General features: G+C 65.3%; 21 protein-coding genes. 4 read left to right on the top strand and 17 right to left on the bottom strand.

What is annotated here, in order from left to right:
- Positions 1–70: 70 nt before the first annotated feature.
- The 3 genes from F8237_RS26820 to F8237_RS26810 all read right to left on the bottom strand — a co-directional run bounded on the left by F8237_RS26820 (position 71) and on the right by F8237_RS26810 (position 3,683).
- Entirely contained in the window at positions 71–694 is a 624-nt protein-coding gene (locus F8237_RS26820; protein ID WP_151649233.1) for a class I SAM-dependent methyltransferase, read from the bottom strand.
- Between the two features lie 133 nt (positions 695–827).
- The gene (locus F8237_RS26815; protein ID WP_151649232.1) at positions 828–1,277 is read right to left on the bottom strand and encodes a cytochrome c; all 450 of its coding nucleotides are present in this window, start codon (positions 1,275–1,277) and stop codon (positions 828–830) included.
- Positions 1,278–1,373: 96 nt separating this feature from the next.
- Positions 1,374–3,683: a xanthine dehydrogenase family protein molybdopterin-binding subunit gene (locus F8237_RS26810; RefSeq protein ID WP_151649231.1), complete on the bottom strand. Its 2,310-nt coding sequence runs from the start codon at positions 3,681–3,683 to the stop codon at positions 1,374–1,376.
- Positions 3,684–3,996: 313 nt separating this feature from the next.
- Here F8237_RS26810 and F8237_RS26805 point away from each other — a divergent pair, with 313 nt between their 5' ends.
- Entirely contained in the window at positions 3,997–5,094 is a 1,098-nt protein-coding gene (locus F8237_RS26805; protein WP_151650682.1) for an NAD(P)-dependent alcohol dehydrogenase, read from the top strand.
- Positions 5,095–5,299: 205 nt separating this feature from the next.
- Here F8237_RS26805 and F8237_RS26800 read toward each other — a convergent pair whose 3' ends face one another.
- The 6 genes from F8237_RS26800 to F8237_RS26770 all read right to left on the bottom strand — a co-directional run bounded on the left by F8237_RS26800 (position 5,300) and on the right by F8237_RS26770 (position 12,383).
- Complete coding sequence (locus F8237_RS26800; RefSeq protein ID WP_151649230.1) at positions 5,300–5,575, bottom strand: DUF1127 domain-containing protein; 276 nt, start codon at positions 5,573–5,575, stop codon at positions 5,300–5,302.
- Between the two features lie 264 nt (positions 5,576–5,839).
- Complete coding sequence (gene murJ / locus F8237_RS26795; protein WP_151649229.1) at positions 5,840–7,366, bottom strand: murein biosynthesis integral membrane protein MurJ; 1,527 nt, start codon at positions 7,364–7,366, stop codon at positions 5,840–5,842.
- A gap of 226 nt (positions 7,367–7,592) precedes the next feature.
- Entirely contained in the window at positions 7,593–8,744 is a 1,152-nt protein-coding gene (locus F8237_RS26785) for a DegT/DnrJ/EryC1/StrS family aminotransferase (RefSeq protein WP_162006230.1), read from the bottom strand.
- A 40-nt stretch (positions 8,745–8,784) separates the two neighbouring features.
- Positions 8,785–9,789 carry a Gfo/Idh/MocA family protein gene (locus tag F8237_RS26780; RefSeq protein WP_151649226.1) on the bottom strand — a complete coding sequence of 335 codons (1,005 nt, stop codon included), beginning with the start codon at positions 9,787–9,789 and terminating at the stop codon, positions 8,785–8,787.
- Positions 9,790–9,973: 184 nt separating this feature from the next.
- Complete coding sequence (locus tag F8237_RS26775) at positions 9,974–11,386, bottom strand: mannose-1-phosphate guanylyltransferase/mannose-6-phosphate isomerase (RefSeq protein ID WP_162006229.1); 1,413 nt, start codon at positions 11,384–11,386, stop codon at positions 9,974–9,976.
- A 7-nt stretch (positions 11,387–11,393) separates the two neighbouring features.
- A complete protein-coding gene (locus F8237_RS26770) occupies positions 11,394–12,383 on the bottom strand; it encodes an SDR family NAD(P)-dependent oxidoreductase (protein WP_151649224.1) in 990 nt (329 codons plus the stop codon).
- Positions 12,384–12,603: 220 nt separating this feature from the next.
- Between F8237_RS26770 and F8237_RS26765 the strand changes: the two genes are divergently transcribed.
- Together F8237_RS26765 and F8237_RS26760 are read left to right on the top strand one after the other, a co-directional pair.
- The gene (locus F8237_RS26765; RefSeq protein ID WP_151649223.1) at positions 12,604–13,563 is read left to right on the top strand and encodes a lysylphosphatidylglycerol synthase transmembrane domain-containing protein; all 960 of its coding nucleotides are present in this window, start codon (positions 12,604–12,606) and stop codon (positions 13,561–13,563) included.
- A complete protein-coding gene (locus F8237_RS26760) occupies positions 13,560–14,579 on the top strand; it encodes an MraY family glycosyltransferase (RefSeq protein ID WP_151649222.1) in 1,020 nt (339 codons plus the stop codon). The genes F8237_RS26765 and F8237_RS26760 overlap by 4 nt, the downstream gene beginning before the upstream one ends.
- Here F8237_RS26760 and F8237_RS26755 read toward each other — a convergent pair.
- From F8237_RS26755 to rfaD, 6 genes are all read right to left on the bottom strand, one after another.
- Entirely contained in the window at positions 14,567–15,514 is a 948-nt protein-coding gene (locus tag F8237_RS26755) for an NAD-dependent epimerase/dehydratase family protein (RefSeq protein WP_151649221.1), read from the bottom strand. The two genes, F8237_RS26760 and F8237_RS26755, sit on opposite strands and share 13 nt — an antisense overlap.
- Positions 15,511–16,743: a glycosyltransferase family 4 protein gene (locus F8237_RS26750; RefSeq protein ID WP_162006228.1), complete on the bottom strand. Its 1,233-nt coding sequence runs from the start codon at positions 16,741–16,743 to the stop codon at positions 15,511–15,513. Before F8237_RS26750 ends, F8237_RS26755 begins: the two co-directional genes overlap by 4 nt.
- Positions 16,744–16,745: 2 nt before the next feature.
- Complete coding sequence (locus F8237_RS26745; protein WP_162006227.1) at positions 16,746–18,659, bottom strand: SDR family NAD(P)-dependent oxidoreductase; 1,914 nt, start codon at positions 18,657–18,659, stop codon at positions 16,746–16,748.
- A gap of 134 nt (positions 18,660–18,793) precedes the next feature.
- A complete protein-coding gene (locus F8237_RS26740; protein ID WP_151650680.1) occupies positions 18,794–20,077 on the bottom strand; it encodes an O-antigen ligase family protein in 1,284 nt (427 codons plus the stop codon).
- A gap of 8 nt (positions 20,078–20,085) precedes the next feature.
- Positions 20,086–21,558 (bottom strand): D-glycero-beta-D-manno-heptose-7-phosphate kinase, encoded by a 1,473-nt coding sequence (gene rfaE1, locus F8237_RS26735; RefSeq protein WP_201280227.1) that lies wholly within the window; start codon positions 21,556–21,558, stop codon positions 20,086–20,088.
- Positions 21,559–21,582: 24 nt separating this feature from the next.
- Entirely contained in the window at positions 21,583–22,563 is a 981-nt protein-coding gene (rfaD, locus tag F8237_RS26730; protein ID WP_151649218.1) for an ADP-glyceromanno-heptose 6-epimerase, read from the bottom strand.
- A 158-nt stretch (positions 22,564–22,721) separates the two neighbouring features.
- Between rfaD and waaF the strand changes: the two genes are divergently transcribed.
- Positions 22,722–23,801: a lipopolysaccharide heptosyltransferase II gene (waaF, locus tag F8237_RS26725; RefSeq protein ID WP_151649217.1), complete on the top strand. Its 1,080-nt coding sequence runs from the start codon at positions 22,722–22,724 to the stop codon at positions 23,799–23,801.
- A 150-nt stretch (positions 23,802–23,951) separates the two neighbouring features.
- On the opposite strand, the gene F8237_RS26720 is transcribed toward waaF, so the two are convergent.
- Together F8237_RS26720 and folE are read right to left on the bottom strand one after the other, a co-directional pair.
- Positions 23,952–24,413 (bottom strand): fasciclin domain-containing protein, encoded by a 462-nt coding sequence (locus F8237_RS26720; protein WP_151649216.1) that lies wholly within the window; start codon positions 24,411–24,413, stop codon positions 23,952–23,954.
- A gap of 201 nt (positions 24,414–24,614) precedes the next feature.
- A complete protein-coding gene (gene folE / locus F8237_RS26715; protein ID WP_151649215.1) occupies positions 24,615–25,217 on the bottom strand; it encodes a GTP cyclohydrolase I FolE in 603 nt (200 codons plus the stop codon).
- Positions 25,218–25,304: the final 87 nt, after the last annotated feature.

Here is a 25,304-nt window from a genome sequence, read left to right as displayed (position 1 = left end):
GACGTCGTCGACGAAGGCCGGGCGCTGGAGGGGGCGTCCGGCCTTTTCGATTCAAAGCGAGGTGAAGATCTCAGGCGCGGCGCTTCCGCACGGCGACCTGATGGCTCCTGAGGATCACTTCGGCATCGCCGTGCCAGGCCAGGAAGACGTCGACGGCGGGCGCGACGCGTTCTGCGTCGGGATTGTCGGGCTTCCAGGTGTAGTCGTCCATCAGCATCACGCCACCCTCGCGCAGCAGGCGCCAGGCGCCGAGGCAATCGATCATCACGTCGTCACGCTGATGGCTGCCGTCGACATAGATGAAATCGAACACCGCATTCTCTTCGCGCAGGACACCGAGCGCCTTGATCGAGGTGCCCGCGATCTTGCGCAGGCGCATTCCGTAGGCGACGAGGTTGAGGTCGAACCGCTCGGAATCCTCGTCGTGGAAGAGATCGATACAGGTGAGATGTGCACCGGCGAAGAACTCCAGCCAGAAAATGGCGGATCGCCCCTCCTTGGAGCCGATCTCGAGCACACGGCCGGTGGTGTCGCGCAGGTCCTTGAACAGCACGCTCCAGGCGAGCGTGCGCGCGGCGACGTAGTCGCGCCGAAACTCCTTGCCCGCATAGATGTGGGCGTAGGGGTCGCTCGCCCGCGCCAGCTCGAGGACTCGCGCGCGAAGTTGCGCCTGTCGGGCGGAAGAGTCGGTCATCAGAGCCCGGACCTCACATGAGAGTGCAGCACCGGAGCCCGGATGGAGCGCAGCGCAATCCGGGAAAGTCTCTCCGCGGAGAAGGTGCCCCCGGATTGCGCTGCGCTCCATCCGGGCTACGAACAGCGTCCCGCTATTTCAGCTTCACCCGGTACGTCTCGTGGCAATCGTTGCAGCGGTCGTTGATCCCCGTGTAGGCGGTCTTGAGGCTGGCCACGTCGGTGATCTTGCCCTTGACCTCGGCGATCGCCTTCTGCACCGGTGGGATCTTCGAGTCGAAATCGGCCTTGCTCTGCCAGACTTTCGGCGACGAGCCGTAGGTCGCGTTCACGACGTCCTGCTTGGGATTGACCTCGAACGTCTTGGCGATCTTGCCGACGTCGGCCTCGATGCTGGCAATGGCCTCATCGACCGCCTTCTGGTCGTAGGGGATATCGCCCTTCGTCATCTTCAGGATGATGCCATACTGGTTCTTGGCGATCGAGCGCATCAGATTGTCCTGCTGGACGGCAATCTCCTGCTGCGCCATCACGGCGCCCGCACCCAGCAGCAGGGTGCCCGCGACAATCATCATCCGCTTCATTGGATTATTTCTCCGGCTCGCAGAGCTCTAGGGGAATAGGCCGTCCATGGATAGAACCCGGCGGCGGGGATTTATTCCCGCCGCCGAAACCTGGGCTCACAGGCTGTGACGGCGATGGTGCTCGTTGATGGCGATCCACACCCGCTCAGGCGTTGCCGGCATGTCGATGTGGTCGATCTTGTATTCGCGCCAGAGGCCGTCGACGATGGCATTGACCACCGCCGGGCAGGAGCCGATCGCGCCGGCTTCGCCCGCCCCCTTCACGCCCAGCGGATTGGTCGTGCAGGGGATGTTGTTGGTCTCGAACACGAAGTCGGGACCATCCGCCGCGCGCGGCAGCGCGTAGTCCATGTAGGTCGCGGTGATGAGCTGGCCGTCGCCCGCGCCATAGACCACCTGCTCCATCAAGGCCTGGCCGATGCCCTGCATGGCGCCGCCATGCACCTGCCCCGCCAGCAGCAGCGGATTGAGCGTCTTGCCGAAATCGTCGACGATCACGTAGTTGACGATCTTGATGATGCCGGTCGCCGGATCGATCTCGACCTCCGCGACATGCGTGCCGTTGGGATAGGTGCCGTCGGCGCTGGCAAAGGTCGCGCTCGCGTTCAGCTTCGACGGGTCGGCGCCGGGCCGCTTGGCAAGATCGGCGAACGAGATCGACCGGTCGGTGCCGGCGATCCGCACGATACCGTCGGTGATCTCGAGGTCGCCGGCGCTGGCTTCCAGCGCCTGCGCCGCGATCTCTTTCAGCTTTTGTCCAAGCTCGCGCGTGGCGCGCTCGACACTGACGCCACCGGAGGGAATCGAGGCTGAGCCGCCGGTGCCGAGGCCCGTTGCGATCATGGCGGTGTCGCCCTGATGGACGTGCACGCGTTCCGGCGCAACACCGAACTGCTCCGCGACGATCTGCGCATAGGCGGTCTGGTGACCCTGCCCGCTCGACTGCGTGCCGATCAGGACGGTGATGTCGCCGTTGGGGTCCATCCGCACATTGGCGGTCTCCTCGCCCATGGTGCCACAGACCTCGACATAGCTCGCTAGACCAATGCCACGGATCAAGCCGTGCTTCTTGGCTGCCTTGGCGCGCTTGGGAAACTCCTTCCACTCGCCGATCTCCATCGCGCGCTTGAGGTGCGCGGCGAAGTCGCCGGAATCGTAGACCTTGCCCGTGGCCGTCTTGTAGGGCAGCGCCTTCGGCGGGATAAAATTCTTGCGGCGGATGGCGTCCGGCGTCATGTCGAGTTTGCGCGCGCAGGCGTCCACAAGACGCTCGATCACATAGGCGGCTTCGGGCCGTCCCGCGCCGCGGTAGGCATCTACAGGAACGCTGTTGGTGAAGACCGTGCGCACCCGGCAGTAGAAGGCCTGGATGTCGTAGAGACCCGGCAGCATGCCGGCGCCGCCGTGGGGAATGTAGGGCCCGAAGGTCGACAGATAGGCGCCCATGTCGCCCATCAGGTCGCAATCCATCGCGAGGAATTTGCCGTCCTCAGTCAGCGCCATCCTGGCGGTGGTGACGTTGTCGCGGCCCTGCGCGTCGCCCATGAAATGCTCGGTGCGGTCGGCCGCCCATTTCACGGCCTTCTTCAGCTGTCGCGCGGCAACCGCCAGGAGGGCGTATTCGCGATAGGGAAACAGCTTGGTGCCGAAGCCGCCGCCGACGTCGGGGCAGATCACCCGCATCTTCTCGGTCGGGATCTTGAGCACGTTCTGGCAGAGAATGTCGCGCAGGCGATGGCTGCCCTGGCTGCCGACGGTCAGCGTCAGATAATCGGCCTTGGCGTCGTATTCGCAGACCGCCGCGCGCGCCTCCATGAAGCTCGCGACCACGCGCGGATTGACGATGGAGATCTCGGCGACGGCATGGGCCTTGGCGAAGGCGGCTTCGGTGGCTTTCTTGTCGCCGATCGAAACATCGAACAGCACATTGCCTGATTTGTCCGGCCAGACCTGCGGCGCGCCCTTCTTGATCGCGTTGACGAGGCCGGTCACTGAAGGCAGCGGCGTCCACTTGACCTCGATCGCCTCGATCGCGTCGCGGGCCTGGTCGATGGTCTCGGCGACGACGAAGGCGATGGAATCGCCGACATGACGCACCTCGTCCTTGGCGAGAATGGGGTAAGGCGGGCCTTTGAACGGCTCGGTTTCGAGATTGAACAGGCAGGGCAGATCGCCGAGATCCTTGACGTCATCGGCGGTCAGGATGAGCGCAACGCCGGGCAGCGTGCGGGCGCGGCTCGCATCGATGGTGAACTTGGCATGCGCGTGCGGCGAGCGCAGCATCAGGCTGCGGAGCGCGGCCTGCGGCGCATAGTCGTCGGTATAGCGGCCCTTGCCGCGGATGAGCGCGTCATCCTCCTTGCGCAGCACGCTTTGGCCAACGCCGAACTTGATGGGAGCCGCCATTGTATTGTCCCGTCCTATGGTTGTTTTGCCGGCATATTGCCGTGGAAAAACTGGCAAGGCAAACGGCTTTAGGCAGGTCCGTGAAGCGATCCATCTTGCCACAAAAAAGCTCCGCCCTCGCGCCTCGGCAGCGTCGAGGTGCGTTCGACCATGGGCCGAGCCTTTGATGACGGCAAACTCCTGAGGCGGGAGCTTCAACCGAAGTATGTTTTGGAACGGCATGTTGGCCTTCTTGAGCCAGATCAACGCCGCCCTCCCCGACCCGGGCCACCCTGAATTGTGCAGTCGTCATGAGTTGAGCAAGGGAAGCGCTATGGGCAAGATGATGAAGGCCGCCGTTTTTGTCGAGAAGGGGCGAATCGAGCTGACCGACAAGCCGATCCCGGATGTCGGCCCCAACGATGCGCTGGTCCGGATTACGACGACGACGATCTGTGGAACCGACGTCCACATTCTCAAGGCCGAATACCCCGTGGCAAAGGGCCTCACCATCGGCCACGAACCGGTCGGCATCATTGAAAAGCTTGGTAGCGGCGTGACCGGGTATCGGGAAGGGCAGCGCGTCATCGCTGGCGCAATCTGCCCCAACTTCAACAGCTACGCCGCTCAGGACTGCGCGCCTTCACAGGACGGCAGCTATCTCGTCGCATCGGGGCGCTGCGGATGTCACGGCTACAAACTCACCGCCGGCTGGCGCTTTGGCAACCTGATTGACGGTTCGCAAGCCGAATACATCCTCGTGCCCGATGCCCAGGGCAACCTCGCGCCCGTGCCCGACGGCCTGACGGACGAGCAGGTGCTGATGTGCCCGGACATCATGTCCACCGGCTTCAAAGGCGCAGAAAACGCCAACATCAAGATTGGCGACACCGTCGTGGTGTTCGCGCAGGGTCCAATCGGCCTGTGCGCGGCCGCGGGCGCCAGGCTGCTGGGTGCGACCACCATCATCACGGTGGACGGCAATGATGGCCGGCTGGCCGTCAGCAAGAAGCTCGGCGCGGACATCACCATCAATTTCAAGACTCAGGATCCGGTGTCCGAGGTGATGAAATACACCGGAGGCAAGGGCGCGGACAGCGCGATCGAGGCTCTCGGGACGCAAGCCACGTTCGAGAGCGCGCTACGCTGCATCCGCCCGGGCGGCACGCTGTCGAGTTTGGGCGTCTACAGTTCGGACCTGAAGATCCCCATGGATGCCTTCGGCGCCGGTCTCGGCGACCACAAGATCAACAGCGCGCTGTGCCCCGGAGGCAAGGAGCGCATGCGCCGGCTCATGGCCGTCGTCGCTTCCGGCAGGGTGGATCTGAAGCCACTGGTCACGCACACGCGCAAACTCGATGACATCGTCGAGGCTTACGATCTCTTCGCCAACCAGCGAGACGGCGTTCTGAAAGTGGCCATCAAGCCCTGATCGCAGGATGCATCTGAAGTGCCTCTGCGCGAATCTCGCGAAAGATATCCAGATCGTCGATGATCAATCGTCGGATTTCCACGTCCGCCGAGGCAATTGCTGCATGTGACGTCATCATCGGCATCCTTTTTTTGGGAACGCTTGTTGTTGGCAACGCTTGTTGTTGGCAACGCTTGGGATCGTATCGGCAGGGAGGGATGATCGCTCACATCCCACCTCGGCCCCATATCTGCATCGTGCTATCTCTCAGTCTATCGATCGCGCGTTCAGGCGTGACGTAGTCGATCTCGCCACGCGTCAGGCCGATATCCATCAGCTCCCTGTCATTCAGATCCTGCAAGGTGACTCGTGAGCGCTGGCGCCGCTGCTGAAACGCACGCCAATATCGCCTGAGCGGGCTTGATATGACGGAGAGGTCGAGGCGACGCCTCGCGGCGTCGCGCTCGATCCCGGATGAAACGCTGGTCAGTTGAGGTGGCATCGCACGCTCCTGCTGTTGTGCCGGCAGGGAGCGTGGCCAAACAAAAGGCCCCGTCCGATGCCGGCGGGGCCTGGTGGAAAAGATGTCGTCGACGAATTCCTAGCGCACGACTCCTTCCACGGCCCAGCCGAAGCGGGTCATGTGGTTGAAGTTCACTTTGCGCGACGATTTAATCATGAGGGACCAATAGCAGGGCGATCGCGCAAAATCAAGGGCTGTACGGATTTCAGTTACATCCTGGAGGCGAGTGCCTCGCTCCAGCGCCTAACTGCGCACCAGCGAGACCAGCCAGTTGCGACCGAACAGGATGAGGATCGCGAGCGCGTAGACGATCGTGCCCCCGAGGGCGAGCAGGCCCAGCGTCATTTCGTCCCCGAAGTGCATCGAGGCCAGCGACGCAGCGCAGAACCGCGCGATCAGCCAGAAGCTCGCGGCCAAGATCACTCCAGTCAGCAGGAATTTCGCGAACGACGTCAGCCAGGCGCGGTCCAGCACGAGAAACCCTCGCCGCACGGCGAAGAACAGCACCAGCAGCAGATTGGTCCAGACACCGGCTGCTGTTGCCAGCGCGAGACCGATCTGGGCGAGCGATCCCATCAAGGCGACTTTCAGCGCGACGTTGACCGCGATCCCGGTCAGCGACGCCCGCACCGGCGTCGCCGTATCCTTGCGCGCATAGAAGGTCGCGACCGCGCTGCGGATCAGCACGAAGGGGATCAGGCCGATGGCGTAAGCCGCCAGTGTGCCGCCGGCGGCCACCGCATCGGCTTTCGAGAACGCGCCGCGGGCGAACAGCGCGCGCATGATCTCGTCGGGCACGGTCAGGAAGGCCGCGACGAAAGGGATCGAGAACAGCAGCGTGAAATCGAACGCGCGGCGCTGCGCCTTCATCGCGCCGTCATGGTCGTTGGCCGTGATCCGCTTCGACATCTCCGGCAGCAGCACCGTGCCGATGGCAATGCCGATGACGCCGATCGGCAATTGATTGAGGCGGTCGGCGTAATAGAGCGCCGACAGCGCGCCCGCGGGCAGGAAGGTCGCGATGATGGTGTCGGCGAACAGCGCGACCTGCGTGCCCATCGATCCCAGCGTCGCCGGCCCGAGCGCTTTGAAGAAGCCGCGGATGTCTTCGTCGAGCCTGAGCGGGGCAAAGCGCGGCAGGCCGCCATGGCGGGCAAGATCGCCGGCGAGCAGGAAATACTGCAGGAAGCCTGAGATCAGCACGCCCCAGGCCGCGGCGTGGCCCGCGGTCGGAAACCAGGCGGCCAGCGCCAGGGTCATCATCATCGCGACGTTGAGGAAGATCGAGGCGGCGGCTGCGCTGGCAAAGCGCTGCATCACGTTGAGCATGCCGCCATAGAGCGTCACCAGCGTGATCAGCAGCAGATAGGGAAAGGTGATCCGGGTCAGCTCGATCGCGAGCTTGCGCTGCTCGGCATCCTCGGAAAAGCCCGGTGCCAGGATGCTCATGGCCTGCGGCATGAACAGCCACGCGACGATCAGCAGCACGATTTGCGAGGCCAGCAGCAGCGTGAAGATGCGGTCGGCGAACAGTTTTGCCGCCCCCTCGCCCTTTTCGCCATGGACATGGGCATAGGCCGGCACCCAGGCCGCATTGAAGGCGCCTTCGGCAAAGATCGCGCGGAAATGGTTGGGCAGCCGCAGCGCCACGAAGAAGGCGTCGGCCACGGGACCGGCGCCGAGGATCGCCGCGAGCATGATGTCGCGGGCAAATCCCGTCAGCCGCGAGAGCAGCGTGTAACCACCAACCGTGAAGATGCGTCCGAGCATGCGTCTGTTTTAGAGGCTAATCGGACAGAGGTCGATTGCATCTTGCGATGCGCATTAATGTGCCCTCTCCCCTTGTGGGAGAGGGCAGCTCCGCAAGCAGACACAAGCTCATTGGGGTGAGGGGTTTCTCTCCGCGCCTTCCGAGTGGAGAGAGACCCCTCACCCGTCTCGCCGCTACGCGGCGATCCACCCTCTCCCACAGGGGGAGAGGGGAAGAAAAGCAAGATCAGCCCGCGATCGCGCCGCGCACGGCGGCGATGATTCGCTCCTGATCGGCTTCGGTCAGGTAGGCGTGCATCGGCAGGCTGATGACGTCCTGCGACAGGCTCTCGCAAGCAGGCAGGCCGCCGTCGGCGACCGGATATTGCTTGTAGGCAGTCTGCTGGTGCATCGACTTGCCGTAATAGATCGCGGTCGGCACGCCCTGGGCCTTCAGCGCGGCGGCGAAGCCGTCGCGGTCGGTGCCCTCAGGAAGGCGGATGGTGTATTGCGCCCAGACCGAGGTATTGCCCGGCGCCAGACGCGGCACGGTGACGACGTTCGACAGGCCCCGCGCATAGCGCTCCGCGACCTTGTTGCGGGCGGCGACCTCGTCGTCGAAAATCGTCAGCTTCTCGAGCAGGATCGCGGCCTGCATGGTGTCGAGCCGGCCGGTCAGGCCGAGGCGGACGTTGTCGTATTTGTCGACGCCCTGCCCGTGCACGCGGATGCTGCGCAGCGTCGCGGCGAGCTCGTCGTCATCGGTGAAGATCGCGCCGCCGTCGCCGAAGCAGCCGAGCGGCTTCGCCGGGAAGAAGCTGGTCGTGGTGGCGAGCCCGAAGGTACCGAGCTTGCGGCCCTTGTAGCTGGCGCCAAAACCCTGGGCGGCGTCATCGAGCACGAACAGGCCCTCGGCCTTGGCGATCTCGGCGATGGCATCGTGATCGGCCGGCTGTCCGAACAGGTCGACGGGAATGACCGCGACGGGCTTCAGGCCGGCCTTGCGGGCGGTCGCGATGCCGCGCTTCAGCGACTCCGGGCTCATGTTGAAGGTGGCTTCGTCGACATCGACGTAAACCGGCGTCGCTCCGGTCCGGGCCGCCGGCGATGCGGTCGCGATGAAGGTGAACGACGGGCACAGCACGGCATCGCCGGGGCCGACGTTCTTTGCCATCAGCACCATCAGAAGCGCATCGGTGCCGCTGGAGCAGGCGATGACGTGCTTGGCGCCGCAATAGGCCGCGAGCTGCTTCTCGAGCTCGGTGACTTCAGGTCCGTTGACGAACTGGCAATGGTCGAGCACGCGCTTGACGGCGGCATCGAGCGAGGCGCCGAGCCGGCGGCGCTGCGAGCTGACATCGATGAAGGGAATGGGATCCGAACGCAGATGCTGGTTCATGGCGCCTTGCTGAGTTTGAGCGGTCGACATGCGAGGAGGATCAGCCGACAACGCGGCGCGGGCCCTTGCGGGCGGCCGAATTGGCTGCGGGACGCGAGGGTGTTTCCAGGCACTGCGTCGCGATCTCGAGGCTGGCAACGCCCTCGTCGCCGGTCACCGCCGGCGTCTCGCCATGGCGCACGGCCCTGAGGAACGCAATCAACTCGGCACGCAGCGGCTCGTCATGGCCGACCGGCAGATGCCGCATCGAATAGCTGCCGTCGGGCTTGAAGCCGAAGCACTCGGTGACCTGGCGCGTCAACAGATCGCCCATCACGTATTTGCCGCGGGTCGCGACCGTGACGCTGCGCGCCTTGAACGGCGTCAGCCAGTTGGTGTTGATGTGGGCGAGCACGCCGTTGGCGGTGCGGAACTGCAGCAGCGCGATGTCCTCGCGCTCGGCGATCGCACTCGACAATTGCGGCTGCACCTCGACGATGTCGGATTCGGTGAACCAGCGGATCAAATCGATGTCGTGCACGGCGAGATCGATGACGACGCCGACATTGGACATGCGCGGCGGGAACGGGCCGACGCGCGTGATCGCGATCGACAGGATGTCCTCGCCCGCGATCGCCTGCTTGACGGCGGCGACGGCCGGATTGAAGCGCTCGACATGGCCGACCATCAGCGTCACGCCGGCCTTTTGCGCAGCAGTGACGATCTCGCGCCCTTCCGCGACCGTGGAGGCGATCGGCTTCTCGACCAGCACGTGGATGTTCTTGGCGATGCAGGCGAGCGCGACCTCGTGATGCAGATGGGTCGGCGCGGCAATGGTGACGGCATCGACGCCGGCGGCGAGGAGCTGGTCGAGCGTCTCGAAGCCCTGGCAGTTGGCAAGCTCGGTGGTGCGCGCAAGGTGCGCCGGCGAGGGATCGACCACGCCAACGAGGTTGACGCCCGGAAGACCCGCAAGCACGCGCGCGTGGTTGCTGCCCATCACGCCCGCGCCAATGACGCCGACGCGCAAGCCGGCCTTTGCCGGTGAAGACACTTTGGAACTCATCTGAGCAAACCCCGATTCAACGCAAATCCCCGGGCCGCTTCTAGCACGGACGCCACATTTGTGGCGAATGCCGGCCTGACTGACCGGACACGATTTGATTCAAAAAGTTACACGTTCCCCGGGCCTTAAGTGGCTGAAAGATACCGCTGTTTCGGGCCGGGGCGCGTGATTCGGAGTGTGCTGGTTACGACCTTTGATAGTCGTCTTCAATCCGGATGATGTCGTCTTCCCCGAGATAGCTTCCGGTCTGCACCTCGATGAGTTCCAGCATGATCTTGCCGGGGTTCTCCATCCGGTGGACGGCGCCCATCGGGATGTAGATCGACTCGTTCTCGTGCACGGTCTTGACCGTCTCGTTGACGGTGACCCGGGCGGCGCCGCGGACCACGATCCAGTGCTCGGCACGATGGTGGTGCTTCTGCAGCGACAGCCGCCCGCCCGGCTTCACCACGATGCGCTTGACCTGGTGGCGTTCGCCATTGTCGACGGACTGATAGCTGCCCCAGGGCCGGTGCACTTTCAGATGCTCCTCGGTGACCTTCGGCGCGACCGTCTTGAGCTTGGTCACGAGACGCTTGAGGCCGTTGGCATCCTTCTGGCGCGACACCAGCACCGCATCGGCGGTTGCGACCACGATGAGATCGTCGACGCCTTCGAGCGCGACCAGCGCGGAATCGGAGGTGACGTTGCAGTTGCGCGAGTCTTCGAACACCGCACTGCCATGCGAGGCGTTGCCCTGCGCGTCCTTGTCCGACAGCTCCCACACCGCATGCCAGGAGCCGACATCGGACCAGCCGCAGGACACCGGCACCACGGCCGCGCGCGAGGTCTTCTCCATCACGGCGTAGTCGATCGAGATCGCCTTCGCCGCGCCGAAAGCCTGCGGCTCCAGCGTCACGAAGCCGAGATCGCGGCCGGCATTGGCGACTGCATTGGTGACCGCCTCCACGCTTCCCGCGTCGACCTTGCGGTATTCGTCGAGCAGGAGAGCAGCAGGGAACATGAAGTTGCCGCTGTTCCAGAGATAACCCGAATTGACGTAGTCGGCGGCCTTCACCGCGTCCGGCTTTTCGACGAAGCGCGCGACCGCGTGCACCTCGCCCGAGATCACCTCGCCCGGGCTGATATAGCCGTATTCGGTCGCCGGCCGTTCCGGCTTGACGCCGAAGGTGACGATGCGCCCGGCGCTTGCGGCGGTGAGACCTTCGCGGCAGGCGGCGACGAAGGCGGCATTGTCCTGCACCACGTGATCGGCGGCGAGCGCGAGCACGATGGCTTCACTCGAGCGGTTCTGCGCGAACACCGCACCCGCTGCGATCGCGGGGCCGGAATCGCGCCGCATCGGCTCGAGGATCACATCGGCCTCGATGCCGATCTCGGCGAGCTGCTCCAGCACCATGAAGCGGTAGGACGCATTGGTGATGATAACAGGACGATCGAACAGCGAAGCATCCGAGACACGCAGCAGCGTATCCTGGAAGGTCGAGCGCGCGCCGAACAGCGGCAGGAATTGCTTGGGGCGCACCTCGCGCGAAGCCGGCCACAGCCGTGTTCCGGCACCGCCGCACATGATCAGGGGGATAATGCGTTTGTCCATCGTCATTTCAAACCTTGAAGTAGTCCCGATACCAGGTGACAAAATTACGAACCCCGTGCGCGATCGGCGTTGACGGCGCAAAGCCGGTGTCGCGCATCAGATCCTCGACATCCGCGAACGTTTCCAAGACGTCTCCCGGCTGCATCGGCAGCAATTCTCTGATCGCCGTCCGACCCAGCTCCTGCTCCAGAAGTCCGACGACATGCATCAGCTCTTCCGGGTGGTGATTGCCGACATTGTAGACCTTAGACGGCGCATTTGCGGCAGCCGGGTCATCCGCGGGCACCCGATCGACCAGCTTGGATACTACACGGGTGACGTCGTCAATATAGGTGAAGTCGCGACGCATCCGGCCATGGTTAAAGAGCCGGATCGGCTTGCCCGCCATGATGGCATTCGCGAACAGAAACAGGGCCATATCGGGCCGTCCCCACGGGCCGTAAATGGTGAAGAAGCGCAAGGCAGTGACCGGCAGCCGGTAGAGATGGCTGTAGGACTGCGCCATCACCTCGTTCGCCTTCTTGGTCGCGGCATAGAAGCTCACGGGATGGTCGGTCCGGTCCTGCACGGCAAATGGCAGTTTAGCGTTGGCGCCATAAACGGAGGATGACGAGGCGTAGACGAGATGACGACAGCCATTGTGGCGGCAGCCCTCCAGCACGTTGAGAAAGCCCTGGAGATTGGAATCGGCGTAAGCCTGCGGCTGCTCGATCGAGTAGCGCACGCCGGCCTGGGCCGCGAGATGCACGACTTTGGCGAATCCGTGCCGTGCGAACAGCGCGGCGATCGCCTCGCGGTCGGCGAGATCGGCCTTGACGAACGAAAAGCGGGAATCGTCGCGCAACAGGTCCAGCCGGGCCAGTTTCAGCGCGGGATCGTAATAGCTGTTGAGATTGTCGAGCCCGACGACGGTCCGGCCTTCGGCGAGCAGCTGCCGGGCGACGTGAAAGCCGATGAAGCCGGCCGCACCCGTGACCAAAATCGCCTGATCCGTCATCCTGTTCCCGAGGGCCCCCAAATCCGATCCTGTGCCCGCGGCGCCTGTTTAGCCGCATCGAGGGGGCACAATAGCCCCGCCCCCCTCATATTGGCGGTTCACGACCGCTCTTCGTCACCGCTATTGCAAGATCGACGCCAAAACCATACCAAAGCGGCCGAATTCGGCGCCACGCGTCGGGTTGCCTCAAATCTTCGCAAACCCTGTTCATGCGGGCGAGATGCGCCGAATCCTGCTGTCGACGGCCAAAATCCTGATTTCCGGAGCGCTGCTCTATCTGGCGCTTCGCAAGGTCGATCTGTCCGAGCTGCTCTCGCGCTTCACGGCGAGCAGCCTGTTCTGGATCGCCATGGCGATCGCGGTCACGTTCCTGCAAATCTTCGTCGGCGTGCTGCGCTGGCGCGAGATCAGCGCCGCATGCGGCGCGCCGCTCGAGCTCGGCCGCGCCATGCGCTACAACGTGATCGGCGCGTTCTTCAACCAGACCCTGCCGTCCGCGATCGGCGGCGATGCGGTCCGGCTCTGGCTGGTCGCGCGCGCCGGCGCCGGATGGCGCGCGGCCACCTACTCCATCTTCGTCGATCGCGCGATCGGCCTCGTCGCACTGGCAATTCTCATCGTCGCGAGCCTGCCCTGGAGCTACGAGCTCATAACCGATCCGCACGGCCGCTCGGCGCTGCTGCTGGTCGACTTCGCCGCGCTGGCGGGCGGCCTCGGCTTCCTGGTCTTCGGGGCATTGCAATGGCCGTGGCTGAAGACCTGGTGGGCCACCCACCACATCCACGCCTGCGCCGTGATCGCCAACCGCGTGATCTTCGACGCAAGGCGCGGGCCCATCATCGCGATCCTGTCGTTCCTCGTTCACGTGCTCGCCGTCATCATCGGCTGGTGCGTGGTGCAGTCGATCGCGGCACCGGTCAGCTTTGGCCAGATCTTCCAGCTGCTTCCGCCGGTCATGCTGATCACCCTGATGCCGATCTCGATCGCCGGCTGGGGCGTGCGCGAGGCGACCATGGGCCTGGCCTTCGGCTTCGCCGGGCTCGCCGCCAACGAAGGCGTCAACATCTCGCTCCTGTTCGGCGCGGTCTCGTTCATCGTCGGCGCGGTCGGCGGCCTGGTCTGGATCCTCAGCGCGGAGAAAGCCGCGCAGGGCTCGGCGCCGCTCGGGGTGCCGGAGTGAACCCGGCCAGCGACGCGGTCGCCATCGTATCGTCGCTGCTTGCCGTTGCGATCGCCGCGCTGATCTCGGCCGTCGTCACCTGGAGCAGCCGTCCCCTGCTGCAGCGTTACGCGCTGGCGCGGCCCAACGCGCGATCCTCGCATCGCATCCCGACCCCGCAGGGCGCCGGCATCGCGGTGATAGCAGCGACGCTGCTGGTCGCGTCCGTCTGGGGGGCATCGGCCAACGCTGCGATTCCTCCGGCGCTGGTCATTGCGACGATCGTGATCGCGCTGGTCGGATTTGCCGACGACATCGTGTCGCTGCCGGTGCTGGTGCGGCTTCTGCTGCAAGCAGTCTGCGTCGGCGCGGTCGTGTTCACCGCGCCCGAGACCGCGCGCATCGTGCCGGCGCTGCCGCTGCTGCTGGAGCGCGGTCTCATCCTACTCGCCGGCGTGTGGTTCGTGAACCTCGTCAATTTCATGGACGGGCTCGACCTGATGTCGGTCGCCGAAGTGGTGCCGGTCACCGCGGCGCTGCTGCTGCTGGGATTGCTCGGCGATCTCTCGTGGCCGGCCGTGCTGATCGCCACGGCGCTGTGCGGCGCCATGCTCGGCTTTGCGCCGTTCAACAAGCCGGTCGCAAGAGTGTTCTTAGGCGATGTCGGCAGCCTGCCGATCGGCCTTCTGCTGGGCTGGTGCCTGCTGGAGCTGGCCTGGCACGGACAGCCTGCCGCTGCGCTGCTGCTGCCGGCCTATTACCTCGCGGATTCCACCATCACGCTGTTTCGCCGCATCGCCAGCCGCGAGCAGTTCTGGTCGGCGCATCGCTCGCATTTCTATCAGCGCGCCACCGACAACGGCTTCACGGTCCCGCGCGTGATCGGCGAGGTGTTCGCGCTCAATCTATTGCTGGCGGTGCTTGCCATCGTCACCGTTCGCGCAGGCTCAACGGCGATCACGATCGTCGCGGCGCTTGTCGGCGCGATCGCGATCGCGTTCGTGCTGCGACGGTTCTCGCGCCCTCAGGCATCCTGATCCGACAGCGCGAGCCGCAGGCCCTCGTCGAGAGAGACCTCTGGCTGCCACCCGGTCGCAATCGCCTTGGAGACGTTGAGCTCCAGCGAGCCGATCAGGCTGTCATGCGTGTCCTGCCGGCCCATCACGCTCAGCAGCGTGCTGAGCAGGTGCGGCGGCATGCCGAACAGCCGCGAGTTCTTGCCGGCCGCCTTCGCCAGCCGCTCGATGAACTCAGGCGTCGAGACCTGCTCCCTGTCGGCCACCAGAAAGATCTCGAAATTGCTTGCCGTGTCGGGATGGACGAGCCGGCGCGCGATGAACGAGGAGAGGTTCTGCACCGCGAGGAAGGCACGCTGATTGCGGATCGCGCCAAAGGGCAGCGGCAGCCCGAGGCTCACCGCGCGCGTCAGCAGCGCGAAATTGCCCTTGGCGCCCGCGCCGTAGACCAGCGGCGGCCGGATCACCGAGATCTTCATGTTGCTGTCGCGCGCCAGCGTCTTCAGCCCCGCCTCGGCCGCCGCCTTTGACATGCCGTAGAGGCCGCGCGGCGTCAGGATGTCGTTCTCGCTGAACGGCGCGCGGCCTTCATTGCTGCGGCCGTGCACGAGAACGGTGCTGACGAAGATGAACTGGCGCACGCCGGCCGTCGCCGCGGAGCGCGCCAGATGCAGCGTGCCGGCGATGTTGACGTTGCGGTAGAGCTGGACCGCGTGCTCCTCGTGCTTGTGATGCACGCGCGCGGCGAGATGGACGACGGCATCGACGCCCTGGAGCGCGGCGCTCCAATCCGTCTCCGGGCCGATCGATTCGATCACGACCTCGTCGTCGAGGCCTTCAGGACTGCGAACCGCACGGCGCACCGACCACCCCTCACGCGCCAGCGCGGGCGCGACGTGACGGCCGACGAAGCCGCTCGCTCCCGTCACCAGCACGACCGGTTTGTGTTCGCTCATCGCCGCTCCGAAAGATCCCGGTTGCGCAACAATTCGTCGATCAGTCCGGCATAGGCGTCCATCGCCACGGCCCGGTCGTATCGCGCTGCCGCCTTCACCGCGCGCGCCGCGACTACACCGTCGTCGGAACGGGCCGCCGCACGGATTGCGTCTGCGAGCTGGTCGGCGCGGCCCGGTGTCACGACCCAGCCGAGCCCGTTCTCCACCACGGTCAAGGCCGCCTCGGCCTCCGGCTCGGAGACCAGCAGCACGGGACGGCCGACCGCCAGCAGATTGTAGAACCGGCTCGGCACCGACACCCCCGCCACGTCCTTCCGGTACGGAATGATCCAGAGATTGGCCGCCGCCAGGAACGCCTCGAGCTCGGCATCCGCGACGCGCGCCACGAAGGAGACATTGGCGAGGTTCGCTGCGGCCTGCAACTGCTTCAGCCGCTCGAAGCCGATGCCCCAGCCGGACAGCAGGAAGTGGATGTCCGGCTCGTCCTCGAGAAGACGCGCCGCCTCGAACACGATCTCCGGATCATGGGTGAAGCCGAGATTGCCCGACAGACCGACGACGAAACGCGCAGGGATGGTCTTGCGGAACGGATTGTCCGCTGACAGCGGACGCGGACCGGGCACCAGCGTCGCCCAGTTCGGAATGAAGCGGATCTTGCTGCGCGTCATACCGGCGTAGCTCAGCAGTGGCCCCTCCGCATCGCGGCCGATGGTGATGACGGCATTGAGCGCGCGGAACATCAGGCTGTTGGCGGCACGCATCGTCCTCGTCACGATCGAGCCCGGCTTCAGGAGGCCCGCCATCACCAGCACGTCGGGGAACAGGTCGTGCAGGATCAGCGCCGACCGCGCGCGCTTGAGCTTCGCCGCGGCAGCAACGGCATAAGGCAGCATGAACGGCGCGGTGACGGTAAGCACGACGTCCCCTGCCTTGAGCTCCCGGACCAGCGCGACGAACGTGCGCGCCGCGAACAGCAGCTCGGAGGCGCCGCGCCGCACCAGCGCCGCCTTGCCCGCCATCCGGTTCCTGATCGCAACGACGCGCGGCTTGCCCGGACCGGTGTGCGAGACCGGCAGCGCACCGGGCCAGCCCGACAGCACGACGACCTCGTGCCCCTCGGCGAGACGACAGGCGATCTCGGCCATGATTGCGGCGGTCGTGCTCGTATCCGGCGGATAATGCTGGCTCGCGACGACGATCTTGCCAGCGATCTTGTCTTGGGACTGCATGGTCAGGCCGCAGTCGACCCGAATTCCGGAACCGCGTCCTTCAGGATGGTCCTGATCGTGGCCCGATCGTCGCGCGCGATCGCCTGCTCCAGCGCGACGATCCACTTGCGCAGCGTCTGCATCGGCGGCTCGTTCGGCTGTGCGGCCATGATCCCGGCGACGCCGATCTCGCGGGTCGGCTCCTCGGAGGCGAACAGGATCTCGTGCAGGCGCTCGCCCGGCCGCATGCCCGTGAACACGATCTCGATGTCATAGCCGGGCTGCAGGCCCGAGAGGCGGATCATGCGCTCGGCAAGGTCGACGATCTTCACCGGCTGGCCCATGTTGAGCACGTAGACCGAGACGTCCGGACGCTGCGTACCGAGCGCGTGGGTCGCCGCCGTGATGACGAGGTCGCAGGCCTCGCGGATCGTCATGAAGTAGCGGACCATGTCGGGATGCGTCACCGTCACGGGGCCGCCGGCCTCGATCTGGGCCTTGAACTTCGGCACCACCGAACCGTTCGACGCCAGCACATTGCCGAATCGCACCGAGATCAGCCGCATCGCCGGCCTGGCGCCGCCGCTCCCTGCCGCGAGGTCATGATCGAGCGCCTGGCAGTACATCTCGGCGAAGCGCTTGGTGAGGCCGAGCATCGATACCGGCTCGATCGCCTTGTCGGTCGAGATCATCACCATGGCTTCGGCGCCGGCGCTGTGCGCCGCATCGGCCACGTTGATCGAGCCGAAGATGTTGGTCTTGACGCCCTCGCTCCAGTCACGCTCGAGGATCGGCACATGCTTGAGCGCGGCGGCATGGAACACGATGTCTGGCTTGAACTCCGCCATCAGGCGCATGATACGCTCGCGGTCGCGGATGTCGGCAATCCGTCCTTCGATCGCGGCCGCCGCGCCGTGCGCGGCGAGCGCTTCGGTGACGGCGTAGAGCGCCGGCTCGGAATTCTCCACGATCAAGAGGCGCGCGGCACCGAAGGCGACGACGCGCTCGCAGATCTCGGAGCCGATCGAGCCGCCGCCGCCGGTGACGATCACCGCCTTGCCCCTGATCAGGGCTTCGAGGCGCGCATAGTCGATCTTTTCGCTCGGCCGCAGCAGCAGGTCCTCGACCGCGACGGTCGTGAGGCGCGGCGTGTCGCCGCTCTCGAGCGAGGGCATGCGGTTGACGATCACGCCCAGCTTGCGCGCCCGCATCAGGATCGATTCCGGACGCGCGTCCGGCTCGAACGCCGACGGCGTCATGACGAGGCGCGCGATCGGCTTGTTGCGCTTGGCGAAGTCGGCGATGACGTCTTCGATATCATCGATGTCGCCCAGCACTGGCACGTTGCGGATGAGCTGGCCGCGATCTGAGCTCGACGGCGACAGCATGCCGACCGGCCAGATGCGCTTGATCGCACCGCTCTCGATGCCGCGGAGCAGCACCTCGGCGTCCGCGGCGCGGCCGATCAGCAGCGTCGGCGCGGCATCCTCGGTCCGCGCATGACGCCGCACCCGCGTATAGCGGAAGTAGCGGTAGGTCATGCGCAGCGCGCTGAGCAGGGTGATCTCGAGGAACCAGTAGAGGACGATGGTCACCTTGCCGAGGAAGAAGGCGCCGCGAACGTTGGGGGCGACGAAGACGTAATCGAGCACGAGCAGCGCGACCGTCAGGACGCTCGCGACGCGGATGATGTTCAGCGCGTCAGGCAGCGAGATGAAGCGCCATTTCGTCGTGGTCAGGTTGAAGACGAAGAACACGACCACGCTGAACGCGAGGAAATAGGGCAGGATCTGGAACAGCAGCGGCAGGCGGTCGTAGAAGCCCTCGCCGCCCTCGAAGCGGATGTAGAAGGCGGCAAACAGCGCCGCCGTGGTCGCCAGGAGGTCGTGGAGCGCAATCAAGAAATTACGCAAGGTGAGATGCGAGAGACGCGTCATCCGCCGACCGATGAAAATCCAGTTAGGTGCAACCTGACCGCGCTCATAGCCCATCTCGGCAAGAACTGCCAGCACAAGACGCCAGCCTGAGACCTGCCGGCACAGGACCTTGCAACACAGGACTAGCCGGCCGCTCAGGAACCCGATTCGGGCTTCGCCGACGCCCGCTGCGCCCGGATCACCATGCCGCCGGCGACGCCGACGCCGATGACGTACATCCAGCCCTCGTGGAAATCGAACAAATGGGAGTTGAACAGCGAGGTGAAGACGTTCTGGACCACGACCAGCAGGCCGATCCACCTGGCAAAGCCGTCGCCGCGAAACAGCAGGAAATGACTGATCCAGATCGCGTAGAGAACGACGACGCCGATGACGCCCCACTGCACCGCGACGTGCAGCGTCTGGTTATGCGGATTCGGAAAGACCCTGACGCCTTGAACCCATGAGGGGTCTTTGGAGGCCCGCTCGAACAGTCCCTGCGAGGAGCCGGTCCCGTGGCCCATAAGCGGAGCCTGCACGAAGAACTTGATCGAGTGCCGCCAATATTCGAGGCGTTCCCCCATGGACGTCGGGACGTTCTCCTGCATGTAAAGTCGATAGTCCCGCGAAAACGTATCGGCGGTCTTGCGCAGTTGCGGCGAGGCCTGCCAGGCGATGGCGGCGCCGGCGATCAAAACCGCGAAGATGATGGCGATGCTGTGCCACCTCAAGTGAAGCAGCGCGAACACGGCTAGCATGATGGGCCCGGTGACGAGCGCGGTACGCGAGACCACCACGAAGGCCATGTTGACCAGGAAGCTCAGCGCCAGCGCCATGAGCAGGCCCGCGAGCCAGTAGCGCTTCTCGCGCAGCAGATGCAGCACGGGATAGGCGAGCGCGACCGCGCACAGGGTGAACTCCTGGCTCTGGTCGATGTAGTTCTTGACGAAGATGCCGCGTTCGAGGGGGTCATAGGGTCTCAGCGACAGACCCGGGTAGAAGGCGACCAGCCACGACATCACCGACAGCAGCGCGCAGGACACCAGGAAGGCGATCAACATCCAGTTGCCGCGCGACGAGCGCTCGAAGTGATAGAGCAGGACGGGCAGCACGAGCAGCTTGACGGTCGGACCGACGGCGTAGAGGCGCGCGCCCCAGGCCGCGTCCGACCACAGCGTCCCCAGCAGTGCCAGCACGAACAACGCGATCGGCGCCGCGCAGATCGGGCGCTTGAGCGATTGCAGGAATGCCCTGACGTCGAGAAACGGCACCATGCAGACCAGGAACGCGGCGTTGAAGATCGCCACGAGCGAGGTCGACCAGGGCAGCGAAGCCACGGTGAGGATCGCGAACAGATCGACCGTTTCGCTCCAGGCCGCCGGACTGCGCAGGCGCCGCAACAGCATTTGGGCGGTGGTCTCGCGGGCAAGCGTCGTCACTTGGTCCGTCACTTGCCGCCGCCCCGCGCGCGACGGACCAGCGCGGTGGTGCTGAAGCCCTGGAGGATGTCGACCAGAACCACCGTTCCGCCCGCGGCCTCGACGACCTCGTGGCCGACCACCTGCTCGCGGGCATAGTCGCCCCCCTTCACCAGCGCGCTCGGCTTGATCCGGGTGATCAGCTCGATCGGCGTGTCCTCCTCGAAGATGACGACGAGATCGACGGCCTCTAACGCCGCCAGCACTTCCGCGCGCGCGCGCTCGTCCTGGACCGGACGCTCCTCGCCCTTCAGCCGCCGCACCGAGGCGTCGCTGTTGAGGCCGACGATCAGGCGATCGCAGGCGCCGCGCGCCGCGGTCAGCACCTTGACGTGGCCGGGATGCAGGATGTCGAAACAGCCATTGGTGAAGCCGACGCGCAGGCCCTGCCGCTTCCATTCCGCGAGTTGCGCGTCGAGCGTATCAGGCTCCAGCACGATCTTCTCCTCGGCCGCCAGATAGGCATGCGGCAGGATCTTTCGCCGCAACTCTGCCGCGCTCACGCTGGCGGTGCCCTGCTTGCCGACCGCGACGGCGGCCGCGGCACTCGCCATGCGCAGGGCCGTATCCCAGTCCGCGCCTGCGGCAAGCGAGACCGCGAGCGCGGCTGCGACGGTGTCGCCGGCACCGGAGACGTCGCGCACCTTGACGGGGAAGGCCGGAACATGAACGGCGTCGCCGCTGCGCGGCACCAGCGTCATGCCCTGTTCGCCTTGCGTGACCAGGATCGCCTCGCAATCGGCCAGCCGCATCACGTCCTCGCTGGCATCGACGATGCTCTGCACGGTGTCGGCGCGGCTGCGCGTGGCCTCCGAAAATTCCTTGCGGTTGGGCGTGAGCAGCGTGGCGCCGCGATAGATCGCCCAGTTCAGGCTCTTGGGATCGACGATCACGGGCTTGCCGGATTTTCGCGCGGCATCGATCGTGTGCCGGATGACCCGCGCGGTCAGCACGCCCTTGGCGTAGTCGGAGAGCAGCACGATGTCGGCACGCGCGATCTGCGGCAGGATCGCCTCGATCAGCTTCGTCTCGACGTCGTCGGAGGCAGGCACCGCCTGCTCCCAATCCGCGCGCAGCATGTGCGTGGAAAAATGCTCGGACACGAATCGGACCTTGCGCGTGGTCGGCCGCGACGGATCGCACACCAGCACGCTTTCGATGCCGTCGTGCTCACCCAGCGTGTCCCTGAGCTGCCTGCCGGCATCGTCCTCGCCGACGAGGCCGACGAAGATGCAGCGCGCCCCGAGAGCGGCGATATTGCGCGCGACATTGCCGGCGCCGCCGATATGGATCTCGCTGCGCTGGGCCACGATGACAGGCGTCGGCGCTTCCGGCGAAATCCTGGACACCTCGCCATAGACGAACTCGTCCAGCATGATGTCGCCGATGCAGAGCACCGTGCGACCGGAGATGGCCTGCGCGAGGGCATCGAAATCGAGAATGGGCGTCGGCATGATTCTGCAGCCTCAGCGGAAGCGGTCGGGCCGGTCGAGATAATCCCCGACATAGGCCTTCACCGAATCTTCGAGCGTCGTGAAGCCGCCATTATAGCCGGCGCGGTGGAGGCGATCGACCTTGCTCTGGGTGAAGTATTGATAGCTGCCGCGGATGCTCTCGGGCATGTCGACATATTCGATGTTGGGTCTGGTGCCGAGCGCCGCATAGGCAGCCAACATCAGGTCCTTGAAGCTGCGCGCCTTGCCGGTGCCGACATTGAAGAGCCCGGACACCGACGGGCTCGCCAGCAGCCACATCATCACGCGCACGACGTCGTCGACATAGATGAAATCGCGGCGCTGGTCACCGTCGGCGATGCCCTCGCGATGCGACTTGAACAGCTGCACGACGCGGCCCGCTTTGACCTCGTCGAAGCGGCGCGCGAGCACGCTCATCATCGTGCCCTTGTGGTACTCGTTGGGGCCGAACACGTTGAAGAACTTGAGGCCCGCCCATTGCGGCGGGAGCGGATCGCCGTTCGCTGCGCGCCCGGCCACCGCGAGATCGAACAGATGCTTGCTCCAGCCGTAGAGATTCATCGGCCGCAGTTGCTTGAGAGCGGGCAGCGAGGCGTCGTCGTCAAAGCCGGTCTCGCCGTCGCCATAGGTCGCCGCCGACGAGGCGTAGATCAAAGGCACCGCGTTCGCCGTGCACCAGTCCAGCAGGCGCATGGAGAGGCGGAAATTCGTCTCGATCACGAGATCGCCGTCGGTCGCGGTGGTCTCGGAAATCGCCCCGAGATGGATCACGGCGTCGAGCTTGCGGCCCTTCAGCCAGTCGAACAGCTCGGCCGGCGGGACGATATCCACAAGCTGGCGCTTGGCGAGGTTGCGCCACTTGCCCTCGCTGCCGAGCAGGTCGCAGACCACGACGTCGCTGCGGCCGGCCTCGTTCAGCGCAGCCACGACATTCGATCCGATAAAACCGGCCCCGCCGGTCACCAGCAACATTCCAACGTCCCTGCCCGATTTTTGCGATCCGTTTCTGCCCTAGCGCATGATCCGCCAAAGTGTAAGCGGTTTTGGGATTGGGCTGCGGCCGGCTTTACCTGCCGGCCCGGAGCGGCTAACCGAACCGGCACGTCTCAGCAGACCCGGCCCCTCAATAAATGAACATTGATTCGCAACTTAGTGGAGCAGCCGATCGGAGCGACACCCGCCCGATCCTGATCGTCCCCTATATGTGGATCGGCGATTTCGTCCGGAATCACACCGTGGTGCGGGTCCTGAAGGAGCGCTGGCCCAACCGGCCGGTTGACCTGCTGACGACCTCCCTGTGCGCCCCGCTGGTCGATTACATGCCCGGCGTGCGGCAGGGGATCGTCTGGGACCTGCCACGCGGCCGGCTCGCCGTGGGCCGCCAGCTCGGCCTGGCCAAGCTCCTCCGCGAGCGGAACTACGGCACCGCCCTGGTGCTGCCGCGGACCTGGAAGGCCGCCATCGCGCCGGCGCTGGCCGGAATCCCCGAGCGGGTCGGCTTCGTCGGCGAGTTCCGGTTCGGCCTGCTCAACCGCTGGCGCTGGGGCGAGAAGAAGCTGCCCCGCTTCATCGACAAGAATGCCGCCTTGGCCCAGCCCGACGGCGCTCCCCTGCCCCCGGAATGGCCGGTGCCGCAATTGCGGGTGCTGCCTGAGGACATCGCCTGCTGGCGACAGGCCAACGGCCTCAGCGCCGGCGCCGCCGTGGCGCTCGCCCCAGGCTCGGTCGGGGTGTCAAAGCGCTGGACCTACTATCCGGAAGCCGCCCGCTTGCTGGTCGCGCGCGGGCTGGACGTCTGGGTCGTCGGCGGCCCCGCCGAAAAGGGCCTCGCCCAGGAGATCGTCGCCGCGGGCGGCTCTGGGGTCCGGGACCTCACCGGCACCGATTTGCGCAACGGCGTCCTCGCCATGGCCGCGGCCGGCGTCGCCATCTCCAACGACTCAGGCCTGATGCACATCGCCGCCGCGCTCGGCACGCCCACCATGGGAATCTTCGGTCCGACCAGCCCCTATCTCTGGGCCCCCCTCAACGGCCTTGCCGCCACCGTGGTGCAGGACAAGAGCGTGCTGTCCTGCCAGCCCTGCCAGAGCACGATCTGCAAGATGAACGACCACCGCTGCATGCGGGACATTGCGGCGTCGGAGGTGGTGGGGATTGCGGAGAGGGTGCTGGGGGAAGCGGGGGCACGCGTGACGACCCGAGACACCTAGTCCAAGGCTTGGTCCAAGGCTTGGTCCAAGGCTTGGTCCAAGGCTTGGTCCAAGGCTTGGTCCAAGGCTTGGTCCAAGGCTTGGACTAAGGCTTGGTCCAAGGCTTGCCGGAAACCACCCTGCGCCAGCCGGGTGGTTTCCGGTCGATCCTCAGTGATGAGTCTTTTTGCGCGCCGGAGGCAACAGCACGGTGTCGACGACGTGGATCACGCCGTTCGACGCCTCGATATCCGGCTGGATGACATGCGCATCGTTGACCGTCACGCCGAAGCTGCCATCGACGTTGACCGTCTGGCCCTGGACGGTCGCGACCTGTAGCGACTTGCCCGCCACATCAGCCGCCTTCACGCGCCCCGGAATGACGTGATATTTCAGGATCGCCGCGAGCTTGGTCTTGTTCTTGAGCAGCGACTCGACCGTTCCCGGCGGCAGCTTGGCGAAAGCCGCATCGTTCGGCGCGAACACCGTGAACGGGCCCTTGCCCTTCAGCGTATGAACGAGGCCCGCGGCCTTCACTGCGGTGACCAGCGTGGTGAACGATCCGGCAGCAACGGCGGTGTCCACGATGTCGGCGGCTCGCGCCATTGAGGGACCGAGCAATCCAGCCAGCATGGCGGCTCCGGCCGCGAATGAACGTATTGCAGGCGTCATCATTTTCTCCGAGTTGCTGTGATTGAGTCTCAACCGATGTGACGGATGCGCACGAGACCACGCATCCGCCGTGCGATCAGATGCGATCGACGTTGACGAAACGGAGCATCGCGACGGCTGGATCACCTATCTGTTCGAGAATCCTGCGGCGCAGTGCCGCGCTCAATCCTCGACCATGCCGATGAACTCCTGACGCGAGATCGGATTGTCCCGGAAGCAACCGAGCATGCAGCTCGTCACCATATCCGAGCCGATTTTCTGCACCCCGCGGCTCGACATGCAGTGGTGATTGGCCTTGAGGATCACCCCCACGCCCTTCGGCTTGAGAGCCGTCTGAACGGCCGACGCAATTTCAGACGTCATGCGCTCCTGGATCTGGAATCGCTTGGCGTAGACCTGGACCACGCGCGCGAGCTTCGAGATGCCGACGACACGGCCATCCGGCACATAGGCGACCCAGGCACGGCCGATGATGGGCGCGATATGATGCTCACAATGGCTTTCGAACGAGATACCGCGCAGGATGACCATCTCCTCGTAGCTGCCGGTCTCGTCGAAGGTCCTGTCGAGGATCTGAATCGGATCCTGCTCGTAGCCTGCGAAATATTCCTCGAACGCACGCGCGGCCCGCGCCGGCGTGTCGAGCAAGCCGGGTCTGTCCGGATCATCACCCGCCCACCGGATAATGGTCCGAAATGCGGCTTCGGCTTCTTCACGGCTCGGCCGCTGCAGCCGATTGGGAGCAATTCCGGTATCCACAGTCACGCCATCAAACCTTTCGCGTTATCCGCCGCCACGAAGCAACCGCTTCCATGACGAACGACACCGGATAACGAGCGGCGCGAGCTCTTG

This window comes from Bradyrhizobium betae, from assembly GCF_008932115.1.
GTDB lineage: Bacteria > Pseudomonadota > Alphaproteobacteria > Rhizobiales > Xanthobacteraceae > Bradyrhizobium > Bradyrhizobium betae.
The sequence above is the reverse complement of the archived record's forward strand: the minus strand, read 5'-3'. Positions and strand labels throughout refer to the sequence as shown.

Bases quoted from the DNA above. Each gene is read 5' to 3' on its own strand.
- F8237_RS26820 (WP_151649233.1), bottom strand. From the start codon at position 694: ATGACCGACTCTTCCGCCCGACAGGCGCAACTTCGCGCGCGAGTCCTC.
- F8237_RS26815 (WP_151649232.1), bottom strand. From the start codon at position 1,277: ATGAAGCGGATGATGATTGTCGCGGGCACCCTGCTGCTGGGTGCGGGC.
- F8237_RS26810 (WP_151649231.1), bottom strand. From the start codon at position 3,683: ATGGCGGCTCCCATCAAGTTCGGCGTTGGCCAAAGCGTGCTGCGCAAG.
- F8237_RS26805 (WP_151650682.1), top strand. From the start codon at position 3,997: ATGGGCAAGATGATGAAGGCCGCCGTTTTTGTCGAGAAGGGGCGAATC.
- F8237_RS26800 (WP_151649230.1), bottom strand. From the start codon at position 5,575: ATGCCACCTCAACTGACCAGCGTTTCATCCGGGATCGAGCGCGACGCC.
- murJ (WP_151649229.1), bottom strand. From the start codon at position 7,366: ATGCTCGGACGCATCTTCACGGTTGGTGGTTACACGCTGCTCTCGCGG.
- F8237_RS26785 (WP_162006230.1), bottom strand. From the start codon at position 8,744: ATGAACCAGCATCTGCGTTCGGATCCCATTCCCTTCATCGATGTCAGC.
- F8237_RS26780 (WP_151649226.1), bottom strand. From the start codon at position 9,789: ATGAGTTCCAAAGTGTCTTCACCGGCAAAGGCCGGCTTGCGCGTCGGC.
- F8237_RS26775 (WP_162006229.1), bottom strand. From the start codon at position 11,386: ATGGACAAACGCATTATCCCCCTGATCATGTGCGGCGGTGCCGGAACA.
- F8237_RS26770 (WP_151649224.1), bottom strand. From the start codon at position 12,383: ATGACGGATCAGGCGATTTTGGTCACGGGTGCGGCCGGCTTCATCGGC.
- F8237_RS26765 (WP_151649223.1), top strand. From the start codon at position 12,604: ATGCGCCGAATCCTGCTGTCGACGGCCAAAATCCTGATTTCCGGAGCG.
- F8237_RS26755 (WP_151649221.1), bottom strand. From the start codon at position 15,514: ATGAGCGAACACAAACCGGTCGTGCTGGTGACGGGAGCGAGCGGCTTC.
- F8237_RS26750 (WP_162006228.1), bottom strand. From the start codon at position 16,743: ATGCAGTCCCAAGACAAGATCGCTGGCAAGATCGTCGTCGCGAGCCAG.
- F8237_RS26745 (WP_162006227.1), bottom strand. From the start codon at position 18,659: ATGACGCGTCTCTCGCATCTCACCTTGCGTAATTTCTTGATTGCGCTC.
- rfaD (WP_151649218.1), bottom strand. From the start codon at position 22,563: ATGTTGCTGGTGACCGGCGGGGCCGGTTTTATCGGATCGAATGTCGTG.
- waaF (WP_151649217.1), top strand. From the start codon at position 22,722: ATGAACATTGATTCGCAACTTAGTGGAGCAGCCGATCGGAGCGACACC.
- F8237_RS26720 (WP_151649216.1), bottom strand. From the start codon at position 24,413: ATGCTGGCTGGATTGCTCGGTCCCTCAATGGCGCGAGCCGCCGACATC.